This window comes from Pseudomonas sp. FP818 (genome assembly GCF_030687335.1).
In the GTDB taxonomy this organism is placed as follows: Bacteria; Pseudomonadota; Gammaproteobacteria; order Pseudomonadales; family Pseudomonadaceae; genus Aquipseudomonas; species Aquipseudomonas shahriarae.
In genome coordinates this window covers 2,029,936-2,053,159 of sequence record NZ_CP117427.1, presented here as the reverse complement: position 1 = coordinate 2,053,159, position 23,224 = coordinate 2,029,936, and the positions used below count along the sequence as shown (strand labels likewise).

The following is a 23,224-nucleotide window of genomic DNA, read 5'->3' as shown; positions in this document are numbered from 1 at the left end:
ACGGATGGCCCGGCAAAATAATTAGTCTGCCTGCCAGGGCCGGCACACAAAGAGAAGCGCCTCACAGTTTGTCTTTCGGTATAAGATTAGTTCCACTTCTCATTTGACAATCATTATCATTAAGCATAATTTGTTGCCCGATGTGTAGGAGGCCTCAGCAGGGATGCCCTCCACTAACCATATTTGCAGCAAGGTGATTTCCATGACGGAACAAGTATCCACAAGCAGGTGCGATTCACCGTTACTCCAGGCGTTTGTCGATAATCGACTGATCCTGGTCAAGATCGCGGCGCGCATTACCGGCTGCCGTTCCCGTGCCGAAGACGTGGTGCAGGACGCCTACTTCAGACTGCAATCGGCCCCGCAGATCACCTCATCGTTCAAGGCTCAACTGAGCTACCTGTTCCAGATCGTGCGTAACCTGGCTATCGACCACTACCGTAAACAGGCCCTGGAACTGAAGTACTCCGGGACGGAAGAGGAAGGCTTGAATGTGGTTATTCATGGCGCTTCACCGGAAACCTCGCACATCAATTTTTCCACCCTGGAAAACATCGCCGACGCCCTGACAGAGTTGCCCCAGCGCACGCGCTACGCGTTCGAGATGTACCGCCTGCATGGCGTGCCACAAAAGGACATCGCCAAGGAACTGGGGGTGTCGCCAACGCTGGTCAACTTTATGATCCGTGATGCGTTGGTGCACTGCCGTAAGGTTTCGGGGACCCATAGCGATACGTTTGCCCGACGGGTCTGACCACCACGCCATTGCAATGAGGCATGAGCTTGTATGGCAGCGGGCTTGCCCGCAATGGCATTGGATCAGCCAGTCAATCCAGTGGCTGACACACCGCTATCGCGGGCAAGCCCGCTCCCACACAAGCCCCCACAGTTGATCTTCATTACCCCCAAGGTCTCAGGCCAACCCACACCGCTCAAAAAACCGCTCCCGCCCCAGCATCATCAGCGCCGCGCGCTTGTGGGGGAAATCGAACTCCTTCTCGCAGTGGAAACACTGGTTCTGCATATACCCAATCATCTTCGCGTTGTCGGCCCTGGGCTCCGCCACCACCCGCTGGGTGCGCGGGTCGTCGAGAAACAGGTAGTGCACCAACGTCGCCAGCCAACTGGCCACCTTGTGCGGCCCGCGGTGGTGCTCCTCCCCCACCAGCATATGGATGCCCCGATCGTAATCGTCCACCTCATAGAACGGCGCAATGCGATCCTCCCTGGCCCAATACGCCTCGAAATAGGCAAACGGCTCATCGTCGAAACAGCCGATCAGCGTCAAGGCATGTGGATCAGCTGCAAGCTTCTCCAGATAGTCTCGATGCTGCTCCAGGCTGCCGCTTTCCTGCCAGAAACTGGCGACCCGCGCGCTGTTCTGCCAGCGATTGAAGCGGGCCAGGTCCACGTCGATCTCCAGCGTACGCAGTGAAATCCACGCGCCCAGGCGCGCGTCGAAACGTCGGTAGACTTCGCCGCACGGTTTGGGCGCACGCACCGGATGGCGCTTGCCATTGCTGAGGATCATTTGCTGCGGATAAGCGCCACTCACCGGCTGGCCCAACCACGGCTGTGGCAATTGCCAGAACAGAGTGCGCTCGCAACGGAACTGCCCTGCCACATCCGTGGCCAGCAGCAGGCCGCTGCGCAGGGCCTCGTCAGGGGCGTATTCGAGGTGCCAGGCCAGTTGCTGGCGCTCAGGCTCCCGGGCAAACAGCCAGTAACAGGCGGCCCACAAGGCCTGCACCGACGGCACCTCACCGGGGCTTTGCAACTGCAGGTGCAGCTCTTCGCCGCGCGCCAGGCGCAGGCGCACCAGCGGCTGGCCTGCGAGAGTCAGGGTCAGGCGGCCATCGCTTTCGTCTGCGTTAAGGGCAGGCCCTGCCGGGAGTGGCAGGACTGACAAGTCTTGGGGATTGGGCATGGAGGGGGCTCACGATAATCGTCGACAGTTAGACGAAGTGACGTGAACCAGCAGCAAAAATTTAAGCGGGCGTTGCCCGGATCAGGGCGCGTCAGCTACCGGCAGCACATCAATGCGGTACGGTTCGAAGATCTTCAACAGCTCGCCGCTGTCGCGCAGATCCTTGAGCAATGCGGCAAACGCCGGGCCGCTGATCGCCGCCTTGGGCCGCAGCAAGGCGTAGTGGTGGTACACCTGATCAATGCGCTCCGACACCAGGAACTGCCCGGCGGTGTCGGCATTGCGCACCATAAAGTCACTGAGGTAAGAACGTGTGACCAGGGCGATATCCGCGCGGCCACGGGTCACCATCAGCAAGTTGCTGTCATGGGAATAGGTCAAGGTGGCGTTGAACTGCGCGGCCATGGCCTTGGGGTCGGGGTTGAAGTTGGCGAAGGCGTAGTGATAACCGCTGAACACCGCCAGGCGCTTGCCCGTCAGATCGGTGAAATAGCCCTGGCCGCGATCGGTCTGGCGCTGGGCAACGAATATCTCGGCGTCCTCCAGGCCCATGTCGACACTGGCATGGGGGATATCCTGCCAACCCCACTGCGGGTTCTCGAAGATGGCCATATCGATCCGGCCCTGCTGGAAATCACGAAAACGCCGGGGAATGGAGGTGGGTACCAGCACAAACTGGTACTCGCGCTGCGCACGGTTCAGCGCTTCCAGCAATTGCGGGAGCAGCCCGCTGTCGGCGCCCTGCTCCGGGCGCACCGTATACGGTGGAAAATGCGCAGCACCGACCCGTACCAATTGGGCCGCCGAAACCTGCGCCTGCCACAAGGTGCCCATTGCCAATACTGTTAATCCTGCAGCCAGCCGCAATGGCGAAAACATCAGGCACGCACCGTTCAAAATCTGGATCTCGCTAAGCTAGGCGTTTTTGTCTGGGGAGACAACTTCCGGCCCGACAATTAAATCGCTTGCTTTACCCGCCTAATCCGCCTTCAGCACCAGCAGCAATGCTTCATCGGCCAATTGCTCGAGGGTCATGCTGCCCTGGGCGCGGAACCAGGTCGTGGTCCACGACAGCGCCCCGGTCAGGAAACGCCGAGTGATAAATACATCACCCTTGATATACCCAGCCTGCTTGGCCTCCCCCAATACCTGCAACCAGATCTCTTCGTAGACATCACGCAATGCCAGCACCTGGGCCTGCCCTTCTGCCGACAGCGAACGCCATTCATACACCAGCACCGCCATGGCCTCGCCGCTGCCGCCCATGATCGACTGCAACTCACAGCGAATCAGCGCCAGCACCCGTTCGCGCACGCTGCTCGCCTCGGCCAGGGAGGCGCGCATCAGCGCGGTGTTGTAATGGATGGTTTCCTCCATCACCGCCCGCAGGATTTCGTCCTTGCTCTTGAAGTGGTGGAAGATGCTGCCGGACTGGATCCCCACCGCACTGGCCAGGTCGCGCACGGTAGTGCGTTCATAGCCCTTGTTGCGAAACAGGTGAGCCGCGGTCTGCAGCAGCTTGCCCCGGGCGCTGTCGGGGTCGGTCAGTTGCCCGCCGTCCACCATGGTGCGCATCACCTCCAGGGCTTTTTGCTCATCCATGCTGCTCTCCTCAACTACTTTGATTGCGTCATGGCCGGCAATTTAGGCCGTGGCAGCCACCCAAGCAAGCGCTTGGGCACAAGTTGTGTACGTAGTTTACAAACCAAGCGCTTGCTTGGTAGTCTCGACCCAGCGATTTTGCAGAGAAGGACGTCCCATGAACAAGACCGTTCGTATCGGCTGCGCCAGTGCATTCTGGGGCGACACCTGCACCGCCGCCGCGCAGTTGGTGCAAGGCGGCGCGCTGGGCTACCTGGTGTTCGACTACCTGGCCGAAGTCACCCTGTCGATCCTCGCCGGGGCGCGCATGAAAGACCCCCAGGCCGGCTACGCCCCGGATTTCGTCGAAGTCCTGGCGCCGTTGCTCGGTGATATCCAGCGCCAGGGCATCCGGGTGGTGATCAGCAACGCCGGCGGCATCCACCCCCAGGCTTGCGCCGCCGCCTTGCAGGCCGCCTGCGACCAGGCAGGGGTGCCGCTGAAAATCGCCGTAGTGCTGGGCGATGACTTGCAACCGCAGTTCAAGCAACTGCAGGGCATCAGCGATATGTTCAGCGGCGCGCCTTTGCCGGCGATGTGCGTATCGACCAATGCCTACCTCGGCGCGCCGGGCATCGTCCAGGCCCTGCAACTGGGCGCCGATATCGTCATCACCGGGCGCGTGGTGGACAGCGCAGTGGTCAGCGCGGCCCTGGTGCATGAATTCAACTGGGGGTGGCAGGACTACGACCACCTGGCCCAGGCCGCACTGGCCGGGCATATCATCGAATGTGGCGCGCAGTGCACTGGCGGCAACTTCACCGATTGGCGCGAGGTGCCGGACTACGAGCACATCGGTTTCCCGATTGTCGAGGTCAGTGCCGACGGCCAGTTCACCGTCAGCAAAGTGCCGGGCACAGGCGGCCTGATCAGCGAACTGAGCGTCGCCGAACAACTGCTGTATGAGATCGGCGACCCACGCGCCTACCTGCTGCCGGATGTGATCTGCGACTTCAGCCAGGTCACGCTGGAGCAACAAGGCGAAAACCGCGTGCGTCTGCGCGGTGCCAAAGGGCTGGCACCCACCGACCAGTACAAAGTCAGTGCCACCTACCCGGACGGTTTCCGCTGTACCGCCAGTTGCCTGCTGGCCGGCATCGACGCGGTGGCCAAGGCCGAACGGGTCGGCCAGGCGATCATCAACAAGACCTCGCAGTTGTTCAGCCAGCGCGGCTGGGCACCCTATACCGAGGTCAGCATCGAGTTGCTCGGCAGTGAGGCCACCTACGGCGCCCATGCCCGGCGCCAGGATTGTCGCGAAGTGGTGCTCAAGCTGGCGGTGCGTCACCCAAGCAAACAGGCCCTGGTGCTGTTCGCCCGGGAAATCGCCCAGGCGGCCACCGGCATGACGCCGGGCCTGACCGGCATTGTCGGCGGCAGGCCCACGGTGTATCCACTGATCCGCCTGTTTTCGTTCCTGATCGACAAAAGCGCGTGCCGCCTGAGCGTCGACGTCCAGGGGCAATCCCACCCTTGCGAACTGCCTGCCACGGCCGCCCTGAGCACGCCCCACGCGCCCCTCGACCCGCCCAAACCCGAAGGCCGCGCCGAGGCCAGCGTGCCCCTGGTCAAGCTGGCCGTGGCGCGCTCCGGGGACAAGGGTAATCACAGCAATATTGGCGTAATCGCGCGCCGGCCCGAATACCTGCCATGGATTGCCGAGGCACTGACCCCAGAGGTGATCGTCGACTGGATGAGCCATGTACTCGACCCACTGCACGGGCGCGTCGAGCGCTGGTACCTGCCGGGCAGCCACAGCCTCAACTTCCTCCTCGAAAATGCCCTGGGCGGCGGCGGTATCGCCAGCCTGCGCATCGACCCACAAGGCAAGGCTTTCGCCCAGCAACTGCTGGAAATCCCGATTGCCGTGCCCCGCCACATCGCCGATCAACTCACCTAAGGGACTCTCGCCGTGGCCTTCGACTCGATCTTCAAAGCCGACCTGTTCCAGGGGCAGACCCTTATCGTCACCGGTGGCGGCAGCGGCATTGGCCGTTGCACCGCCCATGAACTGGCGGCACTCGGCGCCCATGTGGTGCTGGTGGGGCGCAAGCCGGAAAAGCTGCAACGGGTCACCCAGGAAATTACCCAAGACGGCGGCCACGCCAGCTGGCACGCCTGTGATATCCGCGATGAAGAAGCGGTGAAGGCGCTGGTCAGCCAGATCATCGAGGCACACGGGCCGATCCAGGGTCTGGTGAACAATGCCGGCGGCCAATACCCCTCGCCCCTGGCGTCGATCAATCAAAAAGGCTTTGAAACCGTAATGCGTACCAACCTGGTGGGCGGTTTCCTGATGGCGCGGGAAGTGTTCAATCAGTCAATGAGCAAGCACGGCGGTGCCATCGTCAACATGCTGGCCGACATGTGGGGCGGCATGCCCGGCATGGGCCACTCGGGCGCGGCGCGCGCGGGGATGGACAACTTCACCAAGACCGCCGCGTTCGAATGGGGTTACGCCGGGGTGCGGGTCAACGCAGTGGCGCCGGGCTGGATCGCCTCCAGTGGCATGGACACCTACGAAGGCGCGTTCAAGGCGGTGATCCCGACCCTGCGCGAGCACGTGCCCCTCAAGCGTATCGGCACCGAATCGGAAGTCAGTGCGGCGATTGTGTTCCTGCTCAGCCCCGCCGCCGCATTCGTCAGCGGCAGCACCTTGCGCATCGACGGCGCCGCCAGCCTGGGCAGCCGCGCCTGGCCGCTGCACAAGGCGCAGCCGCCGAGCCCGTCGTTCAATGGTTTTCACCGCGCCTACCTGCCGGATGTGCTCAAGGAGGGCCAATAAACCATGCCGGTCATCGACTCCCTACTCGACACCCACAGCCCGCAGTTCGCACAGAACCGCGAGGCCATGCTCACCGCCATCCATCATCTGCGCCAACTGGAACAGAACCTGTTGGACAAGGCCGCCGAGGCCAAGGGCAAGTTCGACAAACGCGGCCAACTGCTGCCCCGTGAGCGCCTCAACCTGTTGCTCGACCCCGGTGCGCCCTTCCTCGAACTGGCAAGCCTGGCCGGTTACAAGCTGCACGACGACAAGGATGGCAGCGCGGCCGGCGGCGGGCTGATTGCCGGTATCGGCTATGTCAGCGGCGTGCGCCTGCTGGTGGTGGCCAACAACAGCGCAATCAAGGGCGGGACGATTTCCCCCAGCGGCTTGAAAAAATCCCTGCGCCTGCAACAGATCGCCATGGAGAACAAATTGCCGGTGGTGACCCTGGCCGAAAGCGGCGGCGCCAATCTTAATTACGCGGCGGAGATTTTCGTCGAAGGCGCGCGCAGCTTCGCCAACCAGGCGCGGATGTCAGCCATGGGCCTGCCGCAGATCACCGTGGTGCACGGCTCGGCCACCGCCGGCGGTGCCTATCAGCCGGGGCTTTCGGATTACGTGGTGGTGGTGCGCGGCAAGGCCAAGCTGTTCCTGGCCGGCCCGCCGCTGCTCAAGGCCGCCACCGGCGAAGTGGCGACGGACGAGGAACTGGGCGGCGCCCAGATGCATGCGCAAACCGCCGGCACCGCCGAATACCTGGCGGAAAATGACGCCGACGGCGTGCGCATCGTGCGCGAGATTGTCAGCCTGCTGCCCTGGGACGACCGGCTGCCACCCCAGCCGGCGCGGACCTATACAGAGCCGCTGTATCCGATTGAAGAGCTGCTGGGCCTGATCCCCTCGGACCCGAAAAAGCCCTATGACGTACGGGAAATCATCGCGCGTATCGCCGATGGCTCCAACTTCCTGGAGTTCAAGGGCGAGTTCGATCCCCACACCGTCTGCGGCCACCTGCACATCCAGGGCCGGGCCTGCGGGTTTATCGGCAACAACGGCCCGATCACGCCCAAGGGCGCGAGCAAGGCCGCGCAATTTATCCAGCTGTGCGACCAGAGCCAGACACCGCTGCTGTTTTTCCACAACACCACCGGCTTTATGGTGGGCACCGAATCCGAGCAACAAGGCGTGATCAAGCACGGCGCGAAGATGATCCAGGCGGTGGCCAATGCCCGTGTGCCCAAGCTCACGGTAGTGGTCGGCGGTTCCTACGGCGCCGGCAACTATGCGATGTGCGGGCGTGGCCTGGACCCACGCTTTATCTTCGCCTGGCCCAATAGCCGCACCGCCGTGATGGGCGGCGCCCAGGCCGGCAAGGTGCTGCGCATTGTCACCGAGGCCAAGCAGTTGAAAGACGGCCTGGTGCCCGACCCCAAGGTGCTCGACATGCTCGAGCAGGTCACCGCGCAGAAACTCGATAGCCAGTCCACGGCCCTGTATGGCAGCGCCAACCTGTGGGACGACGGGCTGATTGACCCGCGGGACACCCGCACGCTGCTGGGCTACCTGTTGGATATCTGCCAGCAAGCCCAGGTGCGCCAATTGCAACCCAACAGCTTTGGCGCCGCGCGCTTTTAACGATCAGGAGAACAATAAAAATGATCTTCACCCAGGAACACGAAGAGCTGCGCCGTACCGTACGGGGTTTTATCGAGCGCGAGATCAACCCCCACGTCGACGAATGGGAAAAAGCCGGGCGCTTTCCCATCCACGAGATTTTCCGCAAGGCCGGCGATCTCGGTCTGCTGGGTATTTCCAAGCCAGAGAAGTTCGGCGGCATGGGTCTGGACTACAGCTACTCGATTGTCGCCGCCGAAGAATTCGGCACCATCCGCTGCGGCGGCATCCCGATGTCCATCGGCGTACAGACTGATATGTGCACCCCGGCGCTCGCACGTTTTGGCTCCGATGAACTGCGCGACGAATTCCTGCGCCCGGCCATCAGCGGCGAACAGGTGGGCTGCATCGGCGTCTCGGAGACCGGCGCTGGCTCCGACGTGGCGGGCTTGAAAACCCACGCCCGCAAGGACGGCGACGACTACGTGATCAACGGCAGCAAGATGTGGATCACCAACTCCCCCAGCGCCGACTTTATCTGCCTGCTGGCCAACACTTCGGACGGCAAGCCGCATATCAACAAATCACTGATCATGGTGCCGATGAACACCCCTGGGATCAGCGTCAGCCCTCCCCTGGAAAAGCTCGGCATGCACAGCTCGGAAACCGCCCAGGTGTTTTTCGATGATGTGCGTATTCCACAGCGCAACCGCATCGGCCACGAAGGCGCGGGCTTCATGATGCAGATGCTGCAGTTCCAGGAAGAACGGCTGTTTGGCGCGGCCAATATGATCAAGGGCCTGGAGGCCTGCGTCGACAGCACCATCGCCTACTGCAAGGAGCGCCAGACCTTCGGCAAGGCCCTGATCGACAACCAGGTGATCCACTTTCGCCTGGCCGAACTGTCCACCGAGATCGAGTGCCTACGCGCCCTGGTCTACCAGGCCACCGAGCAATACCTCAAGGGCCAGGACGTGACGCGGCTGGCCTCGATGGCCAAGCTCAAGGCCGGGCGCCTGGGCCGCGAAGTCAGCGACAGCTGCCTGCAGTACTGGGGTGGCATGGGCTTTATGTGGGACAACCCGGTGGCCCGCGCCTATCGTGATGTGCGCCTGGTGTCGATTGGCGGCGGCGCCGACGAGATCATGCTGGGGATCATCTGCAAACTGATGGGTACGCTGCCGGGGAAAAAATCGTGAACGCCTGTGAAACCCTGCTGCTGGAGCCGCACAACGGCGTGTTGCACATCACCCTCAACCGCCCGCAGAACCGCAATGCCATGAGCGTGCAGATGGTCAGCGAACTGCGCGCCGTGCTGACGGATGTCGCCCGTGACGAGCAGGTGCGGGCATTGGTGATCAGTGGCGCTGGCGGGCACTTCTGTGCGGGCGCCGATGTTAAGGACATGAGCCGCGCGGGCAGCCGCGAAGGCTTGCGTGATTTGAACCGGGTGTTTGGCGCGCTGTTGCAAGAAGTCGAAGCCCTGCCCCAAGTGGTGATTGTGGTGTTGCAGGGCGCGGTGCTGGGCGGCGGTTTTGGCCTGGCGTGTGTCAGCGACATCGCCATTGCCGACCACCAGGCACAGTTCGGCTTGCCGGAAACCAGCCTCGGCGTGCTGCCGGCGCAGATCGCACCGTTTGTGGTGCGGCGCATCGGCCTGACCCACGCCCGGCGCCTGGCGCTGACTGCGGCGCGGTTTGACGGGGTCGAGGCGCAGCGCCTGGGGGTGGTGCATTTTGTCGAGCATGCCCCCCAAGGATTGGCGCAGCGCCTGGATGAGGTGTTGGGGCAGGTATTGCGCTGTGCACCGCGCGCCAATGCGCGAACCAAGGCGTTGTTGCTCCAGAGCCTGGATCAGCCGCTGGAGCTGCTGCTGGATCAGGCTGCCGATTGGTTTGCCGAGGCGGTGACCGGGGAAGAAGGCATTGAGGGGACGCGGGCGTTTGTCGAGAAGCGCAAGGCCAGGTGGGTGAGTTGATCTTGAAAACGCCACATCCCCTGTAGGAGCTGGCTTGCCTGCGATGCGGGCACCTGGATCTGTCAGGGATACCGAGGTGATGCAATCGCAGGCAAGCCAGCGCCCACACAAGCCCGCGCCTGCGAAACCAATCAAACAGGGACCCAAAATGCCCAGTTTCAATAAAATACTGATCGCCAACCGCGGCGAAATCGCCTGCCGAATCCAGCGCACCGCCCAGGCCCTGGGCTACCGCACCGTGGCGATCTATAGCGCAGCCGACGCCAACGCCCTGCACGTACAAATGGCCGACGAAGCGGTGGATATCGGCCCCGCCCCCGGTGCAGCAGTCTTACCTGAACATCCCGGCGATCCTCAATGCCGCACGCCTGACCGGCGCCGATGCGATCCACCCCGGCTACGGCTTTCTCTCGGAGAACCCCGAGTTCGCCAAGGCCTGCATTGCCGCCGGCCTGGTATTTATCGGCCCCAGCGCCGACGCCATCGAGTTGATGGGCAGCAAGCGCCTGTCAAAAAATCGCCATGCTCGACGCCGGGGTGCCGTGCATTGCCGGCTACCAAGGCAGCGCGCAGGACGACACCACCCTGCAGAGCGAAGCCGAGCGCATCGGCTACCCGCTGATGATCAAGGCCAGTGCCGGCGGCGGCGGACGCGGCATGCGCCTGGTGCACGCGCCGGCGCAGTTGCTCGAACAACTGCACACCGCACGCTCCGAGGCCCTGAATGCCTTTGGCAGCGACGAACTGATTCTGGAGCAGGCGCTGATCGAACCGCGCCATGTGGAAATCCAGCTGTTCGGCGATGCCCACGGCAACCTGATCTACCTGGGCGAACGTGATTGCTCGGTCCAGCGCCGCCATCAGAAGGTCATCGAAGAAGCACCCTGCCCGGTCATGACTACCGAACTGCGCCAGGCCATGGGCGAAGCGGCGCTCAAGGCCGGACGCGCAGTGGCGTATGTCGGCGCGGGCACTGTGGAGTTCCTGCTGGACCGGAGCGGGCGGTTCTATTTCCTGGAAATGAACACCCGCCTGCAAGTGGAGCACCCCGTCACCGAACTGATCACCGGCCTGGACCTGGTGGACTGGCAACTGCAAATCGCCGCCGGCCAGCCCCTGCCCTTGCGCCAGGACCAGGTGACGCTGAGCGGGCATGCCATGGAAGTGCGCCTATACGCCGAAGACCCGGCCCAGGGTTTCTTGCCACAAACTGGCGAGGTGTTGCGCTGGGAGCCGGCAGCCGGGGTGCGGGTCGATCATGGATTGCAAGCCCCGCAGCGCATCAGCCCGTTCTATGATCCGATGCTGGGCAAGATCATCGCCCATGGCGCTACCCGCGAAGAGGCCCGGCGCAAGCTGCTGCGGGCGGTGCAGGACTGCGTGCTGCTGGGGATCCCCAGCAATCAGCGGTTACTGGTGGACCTGCTGGGGCATGCGCAATTTGTCGCGGCGGATTTCAGCACCGGATTTATTGCCGAACACTTCAGTGACATTGCCCGCCCTGCCGTCAGCGAAGAAGACCTGGCTCTGGCCGCCGCCCTGTTTTATCGGCACAGCGCGGCAGTGCATGGCCCGGCCCTGGCAGGCTGGCGCAACAATGCCAGCGTGCCCTGGACCTACCGCCTGGGCGTCGATGAGCACCGCCATGAGGTCAGCGCCCGCTTACTGGCGGAGGATCATCTGCAAGTCGGCAACATCGACATCCACCTCCTCGACAGCGACGGACGCTGGGCCAGCCTGGTCATCAACGGCATTCGGCGGCGGATTGCCTATCACCTGCAAGGCTCCCAGCTCTGGCTGTTGAATGCCGGCACCAGCCTGTGCGTGAGCAACCAGACGCAAACCGTGGCCAGTCGTGAAGCGCCCGTCAGCAGCGGCACGGTCAAGGCGCCGATGGACGGTGCCATTACCCTGCTGCAGGTGCGCGAAGGGGATGTGGTGAGCAAGGGCCAACTGCTGCTGGTGCTCGAAGCGATGAAAATGGAGCATCCGCTCAAAGCGGGCATCGACGGGGTGGTCAAGGCCATTCACGTCAGCGCCGGTGATCAAGTGCGCAATCGCCAGGTATTGCTGCAGATCGAGTAGCCCTGGGCGGAACTACCAGGCTTGGCTACGCTCTATCCCCATCAGAAAGGGATGAGTACGGGAACCTGCGATGCCTCATTGGCTGATTATTGATCTTGAAGCCACAACGGATGACGGCGGCTGGCCCGTGTCGGAGATGGAAATCATCGAAATCGGCGTGAGCCTGGTCAACCGTCAGGGCCGCGAGCTGGACCATTTCCAGCGCTTCGTGCGGCCCTTGCGCCGCCCGTTGTTGACGCCGTTCTGCCGCCAGCTGACGCACATCAGCCAGGCCAGTATCGACAGCGCAGCGCCCTTGACCGAGGTCTGGCCGCTGTTCGAACGCTGGCTGGGCCAGCATCATCCGCGCCTGGAAGGCTGGGCCAGCTGGGGCGACTATGATCGCCAGCAACTGGAGTTGGAGTGGCAGCGCCATGGCTTGGCCAGCGCGCTAAGCCAGACACCCCATGTGAACCTCAAGCAACGCTTCGCCAAGGCCCGACGCCTGGACAAGCCGTTGGGGCTCAATGGCGCCTTGCAACTGGCGGGCATGCAGTTCAACGGCCAGCAACACCGGGCACTGGAAGATGCGCGCAATACCGCGCGTTTGCTGCCGTTGATTTTGCCCGTGTAGAAGGCATACTGGCCGACCTTTCTTGCCCCTTTTTTCGAGGATTCGCCCATGTTCAAAGTCAATGAGTACTTCGACGGCACCGTCAAGTCGATCGCCTTCGGCACCCCTGAAGGTCCGGCGACCATCGGCGTGATGGCTCCGGGTGAATACGAATTCGGCACGGCCCAGCGTGAAATCATGCACGTGGTCTCGGGCGCGCTCACCGTCAAGTTGCCAGGCAGCGACGCCTGGGAAACCTTCGCCGCCGGCAGCCAGTTCAATGTGCCTGCCGACAGCAAGTTCCAGCTCAAGGTGGCCGTGGACACTGCCTACCTCTGCGAATACCGCGGCTAAGCTTTTTCCGCGCAAAAAAATGCCCGCCTCCCAAGAGGCGGGCATTTTTCATGGGCGACGGTTATTCGAGGATCGTCACCGGCATGCCGACTTCCAGGCGGCCCGCGCCGTCATTGACCAGGTTCTGGCCGAACATCACGCCATCGGGCTGTTTGCGGTAGGTTTCCAGGGTCGCCAGCGGCTGGCGATCGGCACTGCGCTCCCCGGTCGCCCGGGTCGATGGTGGTGAGGATGCACCGCGAGCAGGACTTGACCACCCGGAACTCCACCTCACCAATGCGCACGCGCTTCCAGCCATCCTCGGCAAAAGCCTCGCTGCCTTCGATCACCAGGTTGGGGCGAAAGCGCAGCATTTCCATGGGCCGGCCGACGCGTTGCGACAAGTCGTCGAGAGACGCCTGGCCTATCAGCAACAAGGGGAAACCGTCGGCGAACGCCACCTGGTCATCGTCCTTGCCGTAGCCGGCCGCCGTGGTGCGCGCGCGCTCCAGCGGGACTTGCACCAAGCGTGTCGGTTTGCCGATGAACTGGCTGACCCAATCGGCGGCCTCAGCACCGGCGTCCGGGACCCGCAGGGTGTCGCGCCAGATGGTGACACCACGCAGCTCGGCATCGGCGCCGGGCAACGCCACATCCAGGGTGGGCAGGCCTGCAGCGCTCAAGGTCAGGCCACCGGCGGCATTCCACAACGCCGACACAGCTGGCTCATCTGCGCCACGGCACGCTGGGTCAGGAATCGCCCACTGGCCTCGTCCACCAGCATCCAGCGTCGGTCCCCGTCCAGCCCGAGTTTATCCAGGCCGATCTGCGACAAGGTCTCTGCCTTGCCCGACTTCAAGGGGTACCGATACAACGCGCTGAGACGAAGCATGAGCGTGGGTTCCTGTGAGCAAAAGCGTCACCCTATACGAGCACGCCGGCAGAATCAAAATTTCCCCCGGCCGGCAATTAGAGGCCCCCTCGTCACAGGCCGGAATCAGGCCGGCACTTCGTCCAGCATCAGGCGCTGGCGCACCACATCCACCAACTTGTCGGGCTGGAATTTGGAGAGGAAGTTGTCGCAACCGACCTTCTTCACCATCGAGTCGTTGAAGCTGCCCGACAAGGATGTGTGCAGCACCACATAGAGGCCGCGCAGACGCGGGTCGTTGCGGATCTCGGTAGTCAGGCGGTAGCCGTCCATCTCGGGCATTTCGGCGTCGGTGAAGATCATCAACAGTTTGTCGGTCATCACCTGGCCGCTGTCCGCCCATGCCTTGAGCATGTTCAAGGCCTTGAGGCCGTCACTGGCGATATGCATCTTCACCCCCAGTTGCCCCAGGGTGTCGCGCAGTTGCGACAAGGCCACGTTGGAGTCATCCACCAACAGCACTTCGCGACCACGGGCACGTTCGAGCACCGGATCCTCGAGTTTTTCCCGGGAGACCTTGGCGTTGTAGGGCACGATCTCGGCGAGGACTTTTTCCACGTCGATGATTTCCACCAACTGCTCATCCACCTTGCTGATGGCCGTGAGGTAGTGCTGGCGGCCGGCGCTCGCCGGCGGTGGCAGGATCGACTCCCAGGTCATGTTGACGATGCGGTCGACGCCGCCCACCAGGAACGCCTGTACCGAGCGGTTGTACTCGGTAACGATAATGGTGCTGTTGGGCCCCGGTACCAGCGGACGCATGCCGATGGCCTGGGACAGGTCGATCACCGGCAGGGTCTGGCCGCGCAGATTGACCACGCCGCAGACAAACGGGTGACGCTGGGGCATCAGGGTCAGCTTGGGCAACTGCAGGACTTCCTGCACCTTGAACACGTTGATTGCGAACAACTGGCGCCCTGCCAGGCGAAACATAAGGATCTCCAGGCGATTCTCACCCACCAGTTGCGTGCGTTGATCTACCGTGTCGAGAATGCCAGCCATTGAAGACTCCTGGGGTGTGCTGAAAGATTTGCTGCTTACTGGAGAAAGATATCGGCAGACAGTGCCAAACCTTGACCCCCCGGTAAAATGCCACGCAAATGCATTGATGTCACACTGACATCATGCTTTACTGGCCTCACCTTGCCGTCCGGTCGTCAAGCCACGCCGCACGACCCTCAAACGGACATAAGGTTCCGCCATGTAAGGGATTCCCCTAGTCGCAATCAGGTCCAACCTGATATTCGCGATATCCAATAGCCATTAATGTGACGCCATTCTCATTGCATGAACGGAGTCAGGCTTTTGTTTGCTATCGCAAGCCCACGGCCCAAGGGCCTTCCAGGCATTAACGCCTGGGCAATCGAAGTAATGCGAATGCCTCTGGTTGTTCCCACTGCAAGCAGCGCCAGCAGTCGCGACGCTGGTCATTCAAATAAAAGTACTACTCAAAATTCAGAAATGAACTACAGATCTCGGTCATATTTCGGCGCTAGTTTTAAGCCGTTGCTCCGGTATTACATCTCATTGTCTGACCGTACGTTGTGGAGACTTTCATGATGAACGACGGTAAAGAGTGGCAAGACGCACTTCCCGAGTTCCTCCTGGAGGCAGAAATGCTGCTGGCCAAGTCTGAGGAATGCCTGAGCCACCTGCATTTGATCCGCAACGATAACGATGCCATCGACTGCATGAAAAACAGCCTGGTCAAACTGGCAGAAAAGGCCGATGCCATGGCGCTGGACGCCATTGGCAACTTTTCCCGGCATATCCAGGACCTGATCAGCAACGCCCAAAGCCCGATGCAGCTCCACGATACGGCACTTGCAGCCCTGCATGACTGCCTGACGCTGCTGGCCTGGCAACTGGAACTGATCGACGTCAAGACCGGCAAACTCAGCCTGGATGACGCGGAGCAAACCACGTTGATTGAGACGGTTGCCCAGCAGATCCCCCAGAAGGATGTTGGCGCTCGCCATCGCCACTCCATGCCCTACGCCTCCTGAACCTGCCGTGCGGTTAATCCAGGCCGCCGGCGGGCGCCCAACTAATGCTCGTCAAATATTTAGCCAGCCAACTATCATTAACCCAATATGGGTAATAGCGATACAAAACCAAATTAATAGTACAACTAGACGCCGCTGAACTAAGCCTTGTAGCAGGCGACCAACGGTAATTGTTGGTGGTACTATTAGCGCGCTCGAAGTGGCCGACCGTGAATACGTAATAAATCTGAGAAGCGCCTCGAACCAAGACTAAACCCAATCGCTTTCCAAACAGAGCCCGGCCAGCGGTCATGACCGGTCTACCCGCAGCGAACACCCATCGGCTCCATCTGCTATGTACGCCAGCCTCAAGTCACTCATCGCCAGGTTCGTCCTCTCGGGCAATACCCGTTGGATCACCCTGGGTCTTTGCCTGTGCGCGACTCTGGTCAGCCTCTGGGTCTATGCCCACAAAGCACCGCTGCCGCTGTTTTTGCTGTTGCTCAACCTCGCCGCCCTGACCGCCGCCGGCCTGCAGCGTTGGCGCTCGCGCAAGTCGATCAAGTTCCAGCCCCAGGAATTGGCCGACCGCCTGCTGCAAGTCCAGGAAAACGAGCGCCATCGTCTCAGCCGCGAGCTACATGACGATATCGGCCAACTGCTGACCGCTGCCAAACTGCAAAGCGACTGGCTGCAACGCCGCTCGCCGGCAGAGTTGCAGGACCAGTGCGGCGTACTGTGCAACACCCTCAACGAAACCCTGGCCAAAGTGCGGGACGTCTCGGCCATTCTCAATCCCCGGCAACTGACCAGCCTGGGCCTGGAGGCGAGCCTGCGCGCGCACCTGCTCAAGACCCTGGCAAACACCCCGGTGCATTGGAGCCTGGAATGCCAGCAACGCCTGACCGGGATTCCCGAAGAGATGGCGGTGGCGGCCTTTCGTATCACCCAGGAAGCCGTGACGAACATGTTGCGCCATGCCCAGGCGCGCAACCTGCTGGTGCGCCTGCAACGTTTGCCACAGGGGTTGTCGCTGTTTATCAGCGATGACGGCCGGGGGTTCTCCCCCGCCACCGACCCGGCCCTTGCGGGGCAACGGGGCATGTCAGGCATGTGCGAACGCATTGATCAACTGGGCGGCATGCTGACGGTCAATAGCCAACCCGGCTTTGGCACGCGAATCGAAGCGCTGTTCCCCTGGGCGCCCCGTACCCTCGAACGGGCCAATTCCCCTGAGGTTCTAGAGTGACCTGCAATTTACTGCTGGTAGATGACCACGCCCTGATCCGCGCGGGTGTGCGCGCGCTGATCCTGGATATCCCAGGCTATGCGGTGATTGGCGAGGCCACCGATGGCGCGCAACTGCTCGCACAATATACCGCCTTGCTGCCCGATATCGTCTTGCTGGACCTGTCGATGAAGCACACCAGCGGCCTGGATGCGTTGCAGCAACTCAAGCACGCCTACCCCAAGAGCAAAGTGCTGATCCTGTCGATGCACACCGACCCGCAATTGATCATGCGTGCCCTGGAGGCAGGCGCCCACGGCTACCTGCTCAAGGACACCACCGCCAACGAGCTGGAACATGCGCTGCTGGCACTGCGCAACAACGAGCGCTACCTGAGCCCGGCCATCGCCCACACCGTGATCAACCAGGCCTTGATCCACAGCCAGTCCCACCCGGAGGCGCCCGTGCAGCGCCACAACCTGACGGCGCGCCAGCTGGAAATCCTGCGCCTGATCGTACGCGGCAAATCCACCCGGGAAATCGCCCACGGCCTGGGCCTGAGCATCAAGACTGTGGAAGCTCACCGCTCGCAGATCATGAAGCGCCTGCAGATTTTTGATGTGGCCGGCCTGGTGCTGTTCGCCGTGCGCGAACAGATCATCAGCCTGGACGATTAGCCAGCAACGGTGAGTCCACCGGCAAGTGCACCTGCAAGGCCTTGGGCAAGGCGCTGAAGCGCAGGTCACTGCCCTTGAGCGGTTCGCCATCCAGGTTGATATCCAGTCCTTCGGCCACCTTGATTTCCACCCACGGCAGGCGTGCCCGCACAAACAGGTTATCCAGGCCCCAGCCGTCGGTCATCAGGCTGCGCAAGGTGCCGACCACTTCCTGAGGCGCCGGCAGGATGCTGATATCCAGCAAGCCATCATCGGCCATTGCCCCCGGGCACAGCTCGTGCCCGCCACCGGCCTGGCGACCGTTGCCGATGCCCAGGGCCAGTAACTCGCCGCTCCAGTGAAAGTCCGGCCCCACCAGCTCCCCATAAGCCGCCCGCAACTCGCTGAAACGCGACAAGCCGGTAAACAGATAGGCCGCACCGCCCAGCACCTTTTTCAGATCCTCGGAAGTGTTGGCCGTGACCTGGCTGCCAAAACCGCCAGTGGCCATATTGAGAAACACCTGCCCGCCAACCTCCCCCAGGTCGATAGCGCGCGGCGCAACGTCCAACAGCGCCAGGGCCTCACGCGGCTCCAACGGCACGCCGGCCGCACGGGCGAAGTCATTGGCAGTGCCCAGGGGGCATCAGCACCAGGCTGGCGTCGGTCTTGGCGCGGGCCATGGCCTCGGCCACATCACGCAGCGTGCCGTCGCCGCCGCCCGCGATCAGGCGTGTGTAGCCGGCATCCAGGGCTTCACCCACCAGGCGTTGGGCATCGCCGCCCTCCCAGGTGACGCGCACCGCCAGCTCCCACCCCTGCTCGCGCTTGCCTTGCACTGCCGCCCGCACGTCTTCGTTGAGGGCTTGCTTGCCGTGCAGAATCAACAGTGCCTTGGGTTTACTCATGGGGTGAAGCTCCTATTGTTGGAGGGGACCTGAGGAATGTTGACCTTCGGCAGTCAGAAAAAAGCCATTGGGCTGTAAATAAATTCTTCAGCCCAACACTTCACTCAGGGGAATGAAATTCACCCGATCACCGATGGCCAAGGTGCTGCCCTCCACCACTTCCACCAAACCCTCTGCCCAGGCGGCACTGCGCAGCACACCGGAACTCTGGTTCGGGTAGATCACCGCCCGCCCCTGCTCCAGGCGCCCGCGCAGGTATTCGCGACGGTTGCCCGGCTTGGCCCACACGAACCCTGCCGGCACCTCGAAACGCAACGGCTGCACCACCGCGACACCCTGACGGCGCAACAGATACGGGCGCGCCAGCAAGGCGAACGTAACCAGAGTGGACGCCGGATTCCCCGGCAGGCCGATCACCGGTACGCCGCGGAAATGACCGAATGTCAAAGGCTTGCCAGGCTTGATCGCCAGCTTCCACAAGGCCAGTTCGCCCTCCTCGCGCAATGCGATACCGAGGAAGTCCGCTTCCCCCACCGAGACTCCGCCGGTGGACAGGATCAAGTCCACCGAACCCAGTGCGCCCAGGCGGGTGCGGGTCAACTCCAGGTCATCGGGCAAGATACCGGCGTCGATCACCTCGCAGCCCAGGCGTTGCAACCAACTGCACAACACCCGCCGGTTGCTGTTGTAGATCTGTCCCGGCCCCAGTGGCAGGCCCGGTTCGATCAACTCGTCGCCCGTAGACAGCACCGCCACACGCACGCGGCGCACCACCGCCAACCGGTCGCGCCCCAGGGACGCCGCCAGGCCCAGTTCAATCGGGCCGAGCCGTGTACCGGCAGCCAGGACTTCCTCACCGACTGTAGTCTCCTGCCCCTTGGATCGGATGTTTTGCCCTACGCGCAGCGCCTGGGTAAAGCTCACGCGCTGATCGGGTTGCAGCTCGGCGTTTTCCTGCATTTCCACACAGTCGGCCCCGTCGGGTACCGGAGCGCCGGTGAAGATCCGCGCACAGGTACCCGCCGCCAAGGGCTCAGGGGCCTGGCCAGCGAAAATACGCTGGCTCACCCGCAGCGGCTCGCCGGTCCAATCGGCAGTGCGCAGGGCGTAGCCGTCCATGGCGCTGTTGGGCCACGGCGGCAGGTCGAGGGTGGAAACCAATGCCTCGGCCAATACACGCCCATCGCACGCGGCCAATGGCAGGTGTTCCTGCTCACGGATCGGCGCGGCCTCGGCCATGTTCAGCAGCCGTTCCAGGGCTTCTTCCACCGGCATCAGGGCGCCGGTCTTGCCCGGCTTATCCACGGGATTCACACGGCTCGGCCAGCTTGAGGTGCGGCACAAAATTGCATGGGCGATGGCGGGCATCCAGCTGTTCGGCGAGAATCCCGTCCCAACCTGTACGCACCGCATTGGTGGAACCCGGCAGGCAGCACACCAGGGTGCCATTGGCCAGGCCGGCCAGGGCACGGGACTGCACGGTAGAGGTGCCGATATCGGCGACCGAAATCTGCCGGAACAGCTCGCCAAAGCCGTCCACTTGCTTGTCCAGCAAGCAACTGACCGCTTCGGGGGTGCTGTCACGGCCAGTGAAGCCGGTGCCGCCGGTAATCAGCACCACTTGCACCACATCCTCGGCAATCCAGTGGGCGACTTGCGCACGGATTTTGTAGAGGTCATCTTTGAGCAATACCCGTTCGGCCAGGCGATGCCCAGCAGCGAGCAGGCGGTCAACAAAGACCTGCCCGGAGGTGTCGGTTTCCAGGGTGCGGGTGTCGCTGACGGTCAGTACAGCGATATTAAGAGGTACGAAAGGCGCATCAGCCTTGGCTTTCATGGCTCGGTCCGGTTGTCGAAGGAACAGCCCGATGTTATATCACAGCCCCCTATTTCACTGCCGCTGCGGAGCCGTCATGCCACTCAATTCTTCGCCCCTGCCCTGCTCGATCCTGTTGCTGGCCGGCGGTCGCGGCCAGCGCATGGGCGGCCTGGACAAGGGTCTGCTCGACTGGCACGGGCAGCCGCTGATTGCTCACCTGCACCAACTGGTGCGGCCGTTGACCGACGACCTGATCATCTCCTGCAACCGCAACCAGGCGCAGTACGCCCCGTACGGCGACCAGTTGGTGAGCGACGACAGTCCGGACTTCCCGGGCCCCTTGGCCGGTATCCGCGCCGGCCTGGCCGCCGCGCGCCATGAACATCTATTGATCTTGCCCTGCGATGTGCCGCATATCGACGGGCAACTGTTGGCAGACCTGCTCGAAACCGCGCGGCAGCACCCCCAGGTACCGGTGATGATCCGCCATGGGGCGTTCTGGGAGCCTTTGCTCTGCGTCATACCGACGCGCCTGCGCGACGCGGTGGAGGACGCCTGGCTGGCTGCAGAGCGCAGCCCGCGCCAGATCCTGCTGAAACTAGGGGCCCAGGCGCTCGATTGCGCCGAGAACGACCCTCGCCTGGCCAACCTCAATACACCAGAGTTGTTGCGCCCACGCCCCGGCGTGTCAGAATGAGCGCTAGACAAGGAACTTTGCCGACGTTGCATACGTCACAAGGTCAGAACTCAACACAGTATTACTCTCGGAGAAGACTCATGACCCAACGGACCATCGCCGCTCTCATGCTTGCACTGGGCCTTGCTACCCTCGCCGGTTGCGCCTCGCCTACAGTGATCACCCTGAATGACGGTCGCGAAATCCAGGCTGTCGATACCCCTAAATTCGATCAGGATTCGGGCTTCTACGAATTCGAACAACTGGATGGCAAGCGTACCCGCATCAACAAGGATCAGGTTCGCACCGTTAAAGACCTGTAAGTCTTAACGCCAGATACAACAAAGCCCGCTCTTAAGCGGGCTTTGTTGTATCTGGCGCATGGGAAACATCACCACTCAAGCACGATCCGGCTGCTGAAGTCGCGCTGCTCGCCGGTCACCGGGTCGATAAACCGTACGCCCTGGGCCAGCAACTTGAGCGGGTTGGCGTAGTCATCCACAGCATCCTTGATGACCTCGGGATAAAACGGGTCATTGCAGATGCTCGCCCCCAGTGCCGTCATATGCACGCGCAGTTGATGCTTCTTGCCCGTCACCGGAAACAGGCCATAGCGCCACAGGTCACCATTCTTCTCGCGCACCTGCACCGCCGTTTCCGTGTTGCTTGCACCAGGCCCTTCCTGCATGCGGAAGAACGGTTCGCCCTCCACCAGGCGACTCTTGTGCACCAGTGGGAATGTCAGCGCGGGCAAGGCCGGGGCAATGGCTTCGTAGAACTTATCAATCTGCCGGGTGGGGAACAGTTGTTGATACGCCGAGCGGCTTTGCGGGTTGGCAGAGAACAGCACCAGCCCGGCAGTATGGCGATCAATGCGATGCAGCGGCACCAGCGACGGGTTATCCCAGGCGGCGGATCAGGCGGCGCAGTAAAGTCTGCTCGACATATTCGCCGGCGGGCGTCACTGGCAGGAAGTGTGGTTTGTCGGCCACCACCAGATGCTCATCGGCATACAGGATGGTCTCCTGCACCGGGATCGGCTTCTCATCCGGCACTTCGCGAAAGTAGTGGATGCGCAAACCTTCCTTGTAGGCCAGATCCACGGCGACGGGCTGGCCATTGCCATCCAGCACCCGGCCACGGGCGATGCGGTCCAGCCACTGCTCGCGGCCGATGGCGCGAAAGTGCTCGCACAGGCAGTCGAGCACCGTCGCCCAGGGCCCAGGCGGCAGGTACAGCGTACTGGCTTGGTTCTGGGCAGCGGAAAAACCGGTATCGGACATGCGTACACTCAAGGGCCTGGAAATACTAAGGGGGCATTATCCCCCAGAATCTCAAGCCCTGACCAATTCGGCCCGCAGCACCGGCGAGGCGCTGGCAGCCTCGGTAAACTCCTTGAGCCAACGCAGGACGTCCACCGCCTCCCAGCGGCCGGGATCGTACAGTGCATACAGCAAGCCCTGATACCCCACCACATCCAACTGCTTGTGATAACCGGCGCGCTGGAACAAGGCTTCGATTTCGGCAAAACAGGTATTGAAATGCACTTTGTTGAACGGCGTCTTGCCTTCCGTGACCAGGCCATCGAGCCGCAGTTCATTCACCGCATCGCGTACGATATCGACGGACATGCGGTTGACGCTGCTTTTCAGTTGTTCGACATTCACCACGGGCGTTCCCTCTCACTCAAATCGCTGTACAAACATACAGTAACCGAATAATCAGCAACCTGCCACGGGATTAGCGCTAACTTAAAAAGGCGACCACCTGTTCAGTTTCGAACGGCCAGCCCAGTTCCGCCCCGGTATCCACCCGGCGCAGCACCGGAATACTTAGGCCATAGACGTCAAACAGCGCTTGTGAATCGGCGATATCCACCAACTCGACCAACAGCCCGCATTCGACCAACGGCATGATTTCAGCTTCCGCAAGCTCACACAGATGGCAGCCCAGGGTGCCGAACAACTGGCATTCAGGAGGCATGGCGTAAAGACCCGATAAGAAACAGGTACCCATTCTAGGCCGCGAGAAAAACCTCGTCGAGTCATGCCAAAGACCTGATCCAGATCACCATGGCCTAT

General features: G+C 62.2%; 22 protein-coding genes and 5 pseudogenes. 16 read left to right on the top strand and 11 right to left on the bottom strand.

Annotation, left to right across the window (positions count from 1 at the left end; translation table 11 throughout):
* The first annotated feature begins 202 nt into the window (after positions 1–202).
* Positions 203–754, top strand: a complete 552-nt coding sequence (locus PSH80_RS09510) for an RNA polymerase factor sigma-70 (RefSeq protein WP_029298131.1) — start codon at positions 203–205, stop codon at positions 752–754.
* 159 nt (positions 755–913) lie between these two features.
* Here PSH80_RS09510 and PSH80_RS09505 read toward each other — a convergent pair whose 3' ends face one another.
* The 3 genes from PSH80_RS09505 to PSH80_RS09495 all read right to left on the bottom strand — a co-directional run bounded on the left by PSH80_RS09505 (position 914) and on the right by PSH80_RS09495 (position 3,529).
* Positions 914–1,927, bottom strand: coding sequence for a GNAT family N-acetyltransferase (locus tag PSH80_RS09505; RefSeq protein ID WP_057960218.1), 1,014 nt, complete (start codon positions 1,925–1,927; stop codon positions 914–916).
* Between the two features lie 81 nt (positions 1,928–2,008).
* A complete protein-coding gene (locus PSH80_RS09500) occupies positions 2,009–2,806 on the bottom strand; it encodes an ABC transporter substrate-binding protein (RefSeq protein ID WP_081044287.1) in 798 nt (265 codons plus the stop codon).
* A gap of 99 nt (positions 2,807–2,905) precedes the next feature.
* A complete protein-coding gene (locus tag PSH80_RS09495; RefSeq protein WP_057960220.1) occupies positions 2,906–3,529 on the bottom strand; it encodes a TetR/AcrR family transcriptional regulator in 624 nt (207 codons plus the stop codon).
* A 157-nt stretch (positions 3,530–3,686) separates the two neighbouring features.
* Between PSH80_RS09495 and PSH80_RS09490 the strand changes: the two genes are divergently transcribed.
* From PSH80_RS09490 to PSH80_RS09455, 10 genes and pseudogenes are all read left to right on the top strand, one after another.
* A complete protein-coding gene (locus tag PSH80_RS09490; RefSeq protein ID WP_305419983.1) occupies positions 3,687–5,468 on the top strand; it encodes an acyclic terpene utilization AtuA family protein in 1,782 nt (593 codons plus the stop codon).
* 12 nt (positions 5,469–5,480) lie between these two features.
* The gene (locus PSH80_RS09485; RefSeq protein WP_057960222.1) at positions 5,481–6,353 is read left to right on the top strand and encodes an SDR family oxidoreductase; all 873 of its coding nucleotides are present in this window, start codon (positions 5,481–5,483) and stop codon (positions 6,351–6,353) included.
* Positions 6,354–6,356: 3 nt separating this feature from the next.
* Positions 6,357–7,973 (top strand): geranyl-CoA carboxylase subunit beta, encoded by a 1,617-nt coding sequence (gene atuC, locus PSH80_RS09480; RefSeq protein WP_305419981.1) that lies wholly within the window; start codon positions 6,357–6,359, stop codon positions 7,971–7,973.
* A 20-nt stretch (positions 7,974–7,993) separates the two neighbouring features.
* Positions 7,994–9,151: a citronellyl-CoA dehydrogenase gene (gene atuD / locus PSH80_RS09475; RefSeq protein ID WP_220172882.1), complete on the top strand. Its 1,158-nt coding sequence runs from the start codon at positions 7,994–7,996 to the stop codon at positions 9,149–9,151.
* Entirely contained in the window at positions 9,148–9,930 is a 783-nt protein-coding gene (locus PSH80_RS09470) for an enoyl-CoA hydratase/isomerase family protein (protein ID WP_057960224.1), read from the top strand. Before atuD ends, PSH80_RS09470 begins: the two co-directional genes overlap by 4 nt.
* 43 nt (positions 9,931–9,973) lie before the next feature.
* Positions 9,974–10,192, top strand: a pseudogene (locus tag PSH80_RS27345) (biotin carboxylase N-terminal domain-containing protein); the annotation flags it as partial.
* Positions 10,193–10,250: 58 nt separating this feature from the next.
* Positions 10,251–10,355, top strand: a pseudogene (locus PSH80_RS27340) (biotin carboxylase N-terminal domain-containing protein); the annotation flags it as partial.
* A 97-nt stretch (positions 10,356–10,452) separates the two neighbouring features.
* Complete coding sequence (locus tag PSH80_RS09465) at positions 10,453–12,015, top strand: biotin/lipoyl-containing protein (RefSeq protein ID WP_370693722.1); 1,563 nt, start codon at positions 10,453–10,455, stop codon at positions 12,013–12,015.
* A gap of 70 nt (positions 12,016–12,085) precedes the next feature.
* Positions 12,086–12,628, top strand: coding sequence for an exonuclease domain-containing protein (locus PSH80_RS09460; protein ID WP_057439153.1), 543 nt, complete (start codon positions 12,086–12,088; stop codon positions 12,626–12,628).
* 48 nt (positions 12,629–12,676) lie between these two features.
* Complete coding sequence (locus tag PSH80_RS09455; RefSeq protein ID WP_032862771.1) at positions 12,677–12,961, top strand: pyrimidine/purine nucleoside phosphorylase; 285 nt, start codon at positions 12,677–12,679, stop codon at positions 12,959–12,961.
* 61 nt (positions 12,962–13,022) lie between these two features.
* Here PSH80_RS09455 and PSH80_RS09450 read toward each other — a convergent pair.
* Both PSH80_RS09450 and PSH80_RS09445 read right to left on the bottom strand, forming a co-directional pair.
* Positions 13,023–13,832, bottom strand: a pseudogene (locus PSH80_RS09450) (MOSC domain-containing protein).
* A gap of 105 nt (positions 13,833–13,937) precedes the next feature.
* A complete protein-coding gene (locus PSH80_RS09445; RefSeq protein WP_057960227.1) occupies positions 13,938–14,873 on the bottom strand; it encodes a chemotaxis protein CheV in 936 nt (311 codons plus the stop codon).
* Positions 14,874–15,427: 554 nt separating this feature from the next.
* On the opposite strand from PSH80_RS09445, the gene PSH80_RS09440 reads away from it, so the two are divergent.
* The 3 genes from PSH80_RS09440 to PSH80_RS09430 all read left to right on the top strand — a co-directional run bounded on the left by PSH80_RS09440 (position 15,428) and on the right by PSH80_RS09430 (position 17,761).
* On the top strand, positions 15,428–15,877 hold the full coding sequence (locus tag PSH80_RS09440) for a hypothetical protein (protein ID WP_120732407.1): 450 nt from the start codon (positions 15,428–15,430) through the stop codon (positions 15,875–15,877).
* Positions 15,878–16,211: 334 nt separating this feature from the next.
* A complete protein-coding gene (locus PSH80_RS09435; RefSeq protein WP_057960228.1) occupies positions 16,212–17,105 on the top strand; it encodes a sensor histidine kinase in 894 nt (297 codons plus the stop codon).
* Positions 17,102–17,761 carry a response regulator transcription factor gene (locus PSH80_RS09430; protein ID WP_057960229.1) on the top strand — a complete coding sequence of 220 codons (660 nt, stop codon included), beginning with the start codon at positions 17,102–17,104 and terminating at the stop codon, positions 17,759–17,761. The genes PSH80_RS09435 and PSH80_RS09430 overlap by 4 nt, the downstream gene beginning before the upstream one ends.
* Here PSH80_RS09430 and yegS read toward each other — a convergent pair.
* The 3 genes and pseudogenes from yegS to moaB form a co-directional block, all read right to left on the bottom strand.
* Positions 17,723–18,648: pseudogene (yegS, locus tag PSH80_RS09425) on the bottom strand (lipid kinase YegS); the annotation flags it as partial. The gene PSH80_RS09430 and the pseudogene yegS overlap by 39 nt on opposite strands.
* Positions 18,649–18,735: 87 nt before the next feature.
* A complete protein-coding gene (gene glp, locus PSH80_RS09420) occupies positions 18,736–19,923 on the bottom strand; it encodes a gephyrin-like molybdotransferase Glp (RefSeq protein ID WP_178118021.1) in 1,188 nt (395 codons plus the stop codon).
* Positions 19,924–19,945: 22 nt separating this feature from the next.
* Entirely contained in the window at positions 19,946–20,485 is a 540-nt protein-coding gene (gene moaB / locus PSH80_RS09415; RefSeq protein ID WP_029298095.1) for a molybdenum cofactor biosynthesis protein B, read from the bottom strand.
* Positions 20,486–20,561: 76 nt separating this feature from the next.
* Here moaB and mobA point away from each other — a divergent pair, with 76 nt between their 5' ends.
* Positions 20,562–21,164, top strand: coding sequence for a molybdenum cofactor guanylyltransferase MobA (gene mobA, locus PSH80_RS09410; RefSeq protein WP_198799771.1), 603 nt, complete (start codon positions 20,562–20,564; stop codon positions 21,162–21,164).
* Positions 21,165–21,244: 80 nt separating this feature from the next.
* Complete coding sequence (locus PSH80_RS09405; protein WP_029298091.1) at positions 21,245–21,466, top strand: YgdI/YgdR family lipoprotein; 222 nt, start codon at positions 21,245–21,247, stop codon at positions 21,464–21,466.
* Positions 21,467–21,534: 68 nt separating this feature from the next.
* Here PSH80_RS09405 and PSH80_RS09400 read toward each other — a convergent pair.
* The 3 genes and pseudogenes from PSH80_RS09400 to PSH80_RS09390 all read right to left on the bottom strand — a co-directional run bounded on the left by PSH80_RS09400 (position 21,535) and on the right by PSH80_RS09390 (position 23,126).
* Positions 21,535–22,426 (bottom strand): annotated as a pseudogene (locus PSH80_RS09400) (pseudouridine synthase).
* Positions 22,427–22,477: 51 nt separating this feature from the next.
* Complete coding sequence (locus PSH80_RS09395; protein ID WP_029298086.1) at positions 22,478–22,813, bottom strand: hypothetical protein; 336 nt, start codon at positions 22,811–22,813, stop codon at positions 22,478–22,480.
* Between the two features lie 76 nt (positions 22,814–22,889).
* A complete protein-coding gene (locus PSH80_RS09390) occupies positions 22,890–23,126 on the bottom strand; it encodes a glutaredoxin family protein (RefSeq protein WP_057958950.1) in 237 nt (78 codons plus the stop codon).
* Between the last annotated feature and the right edge of the window lie 98 nt (positions 23,127–23,224).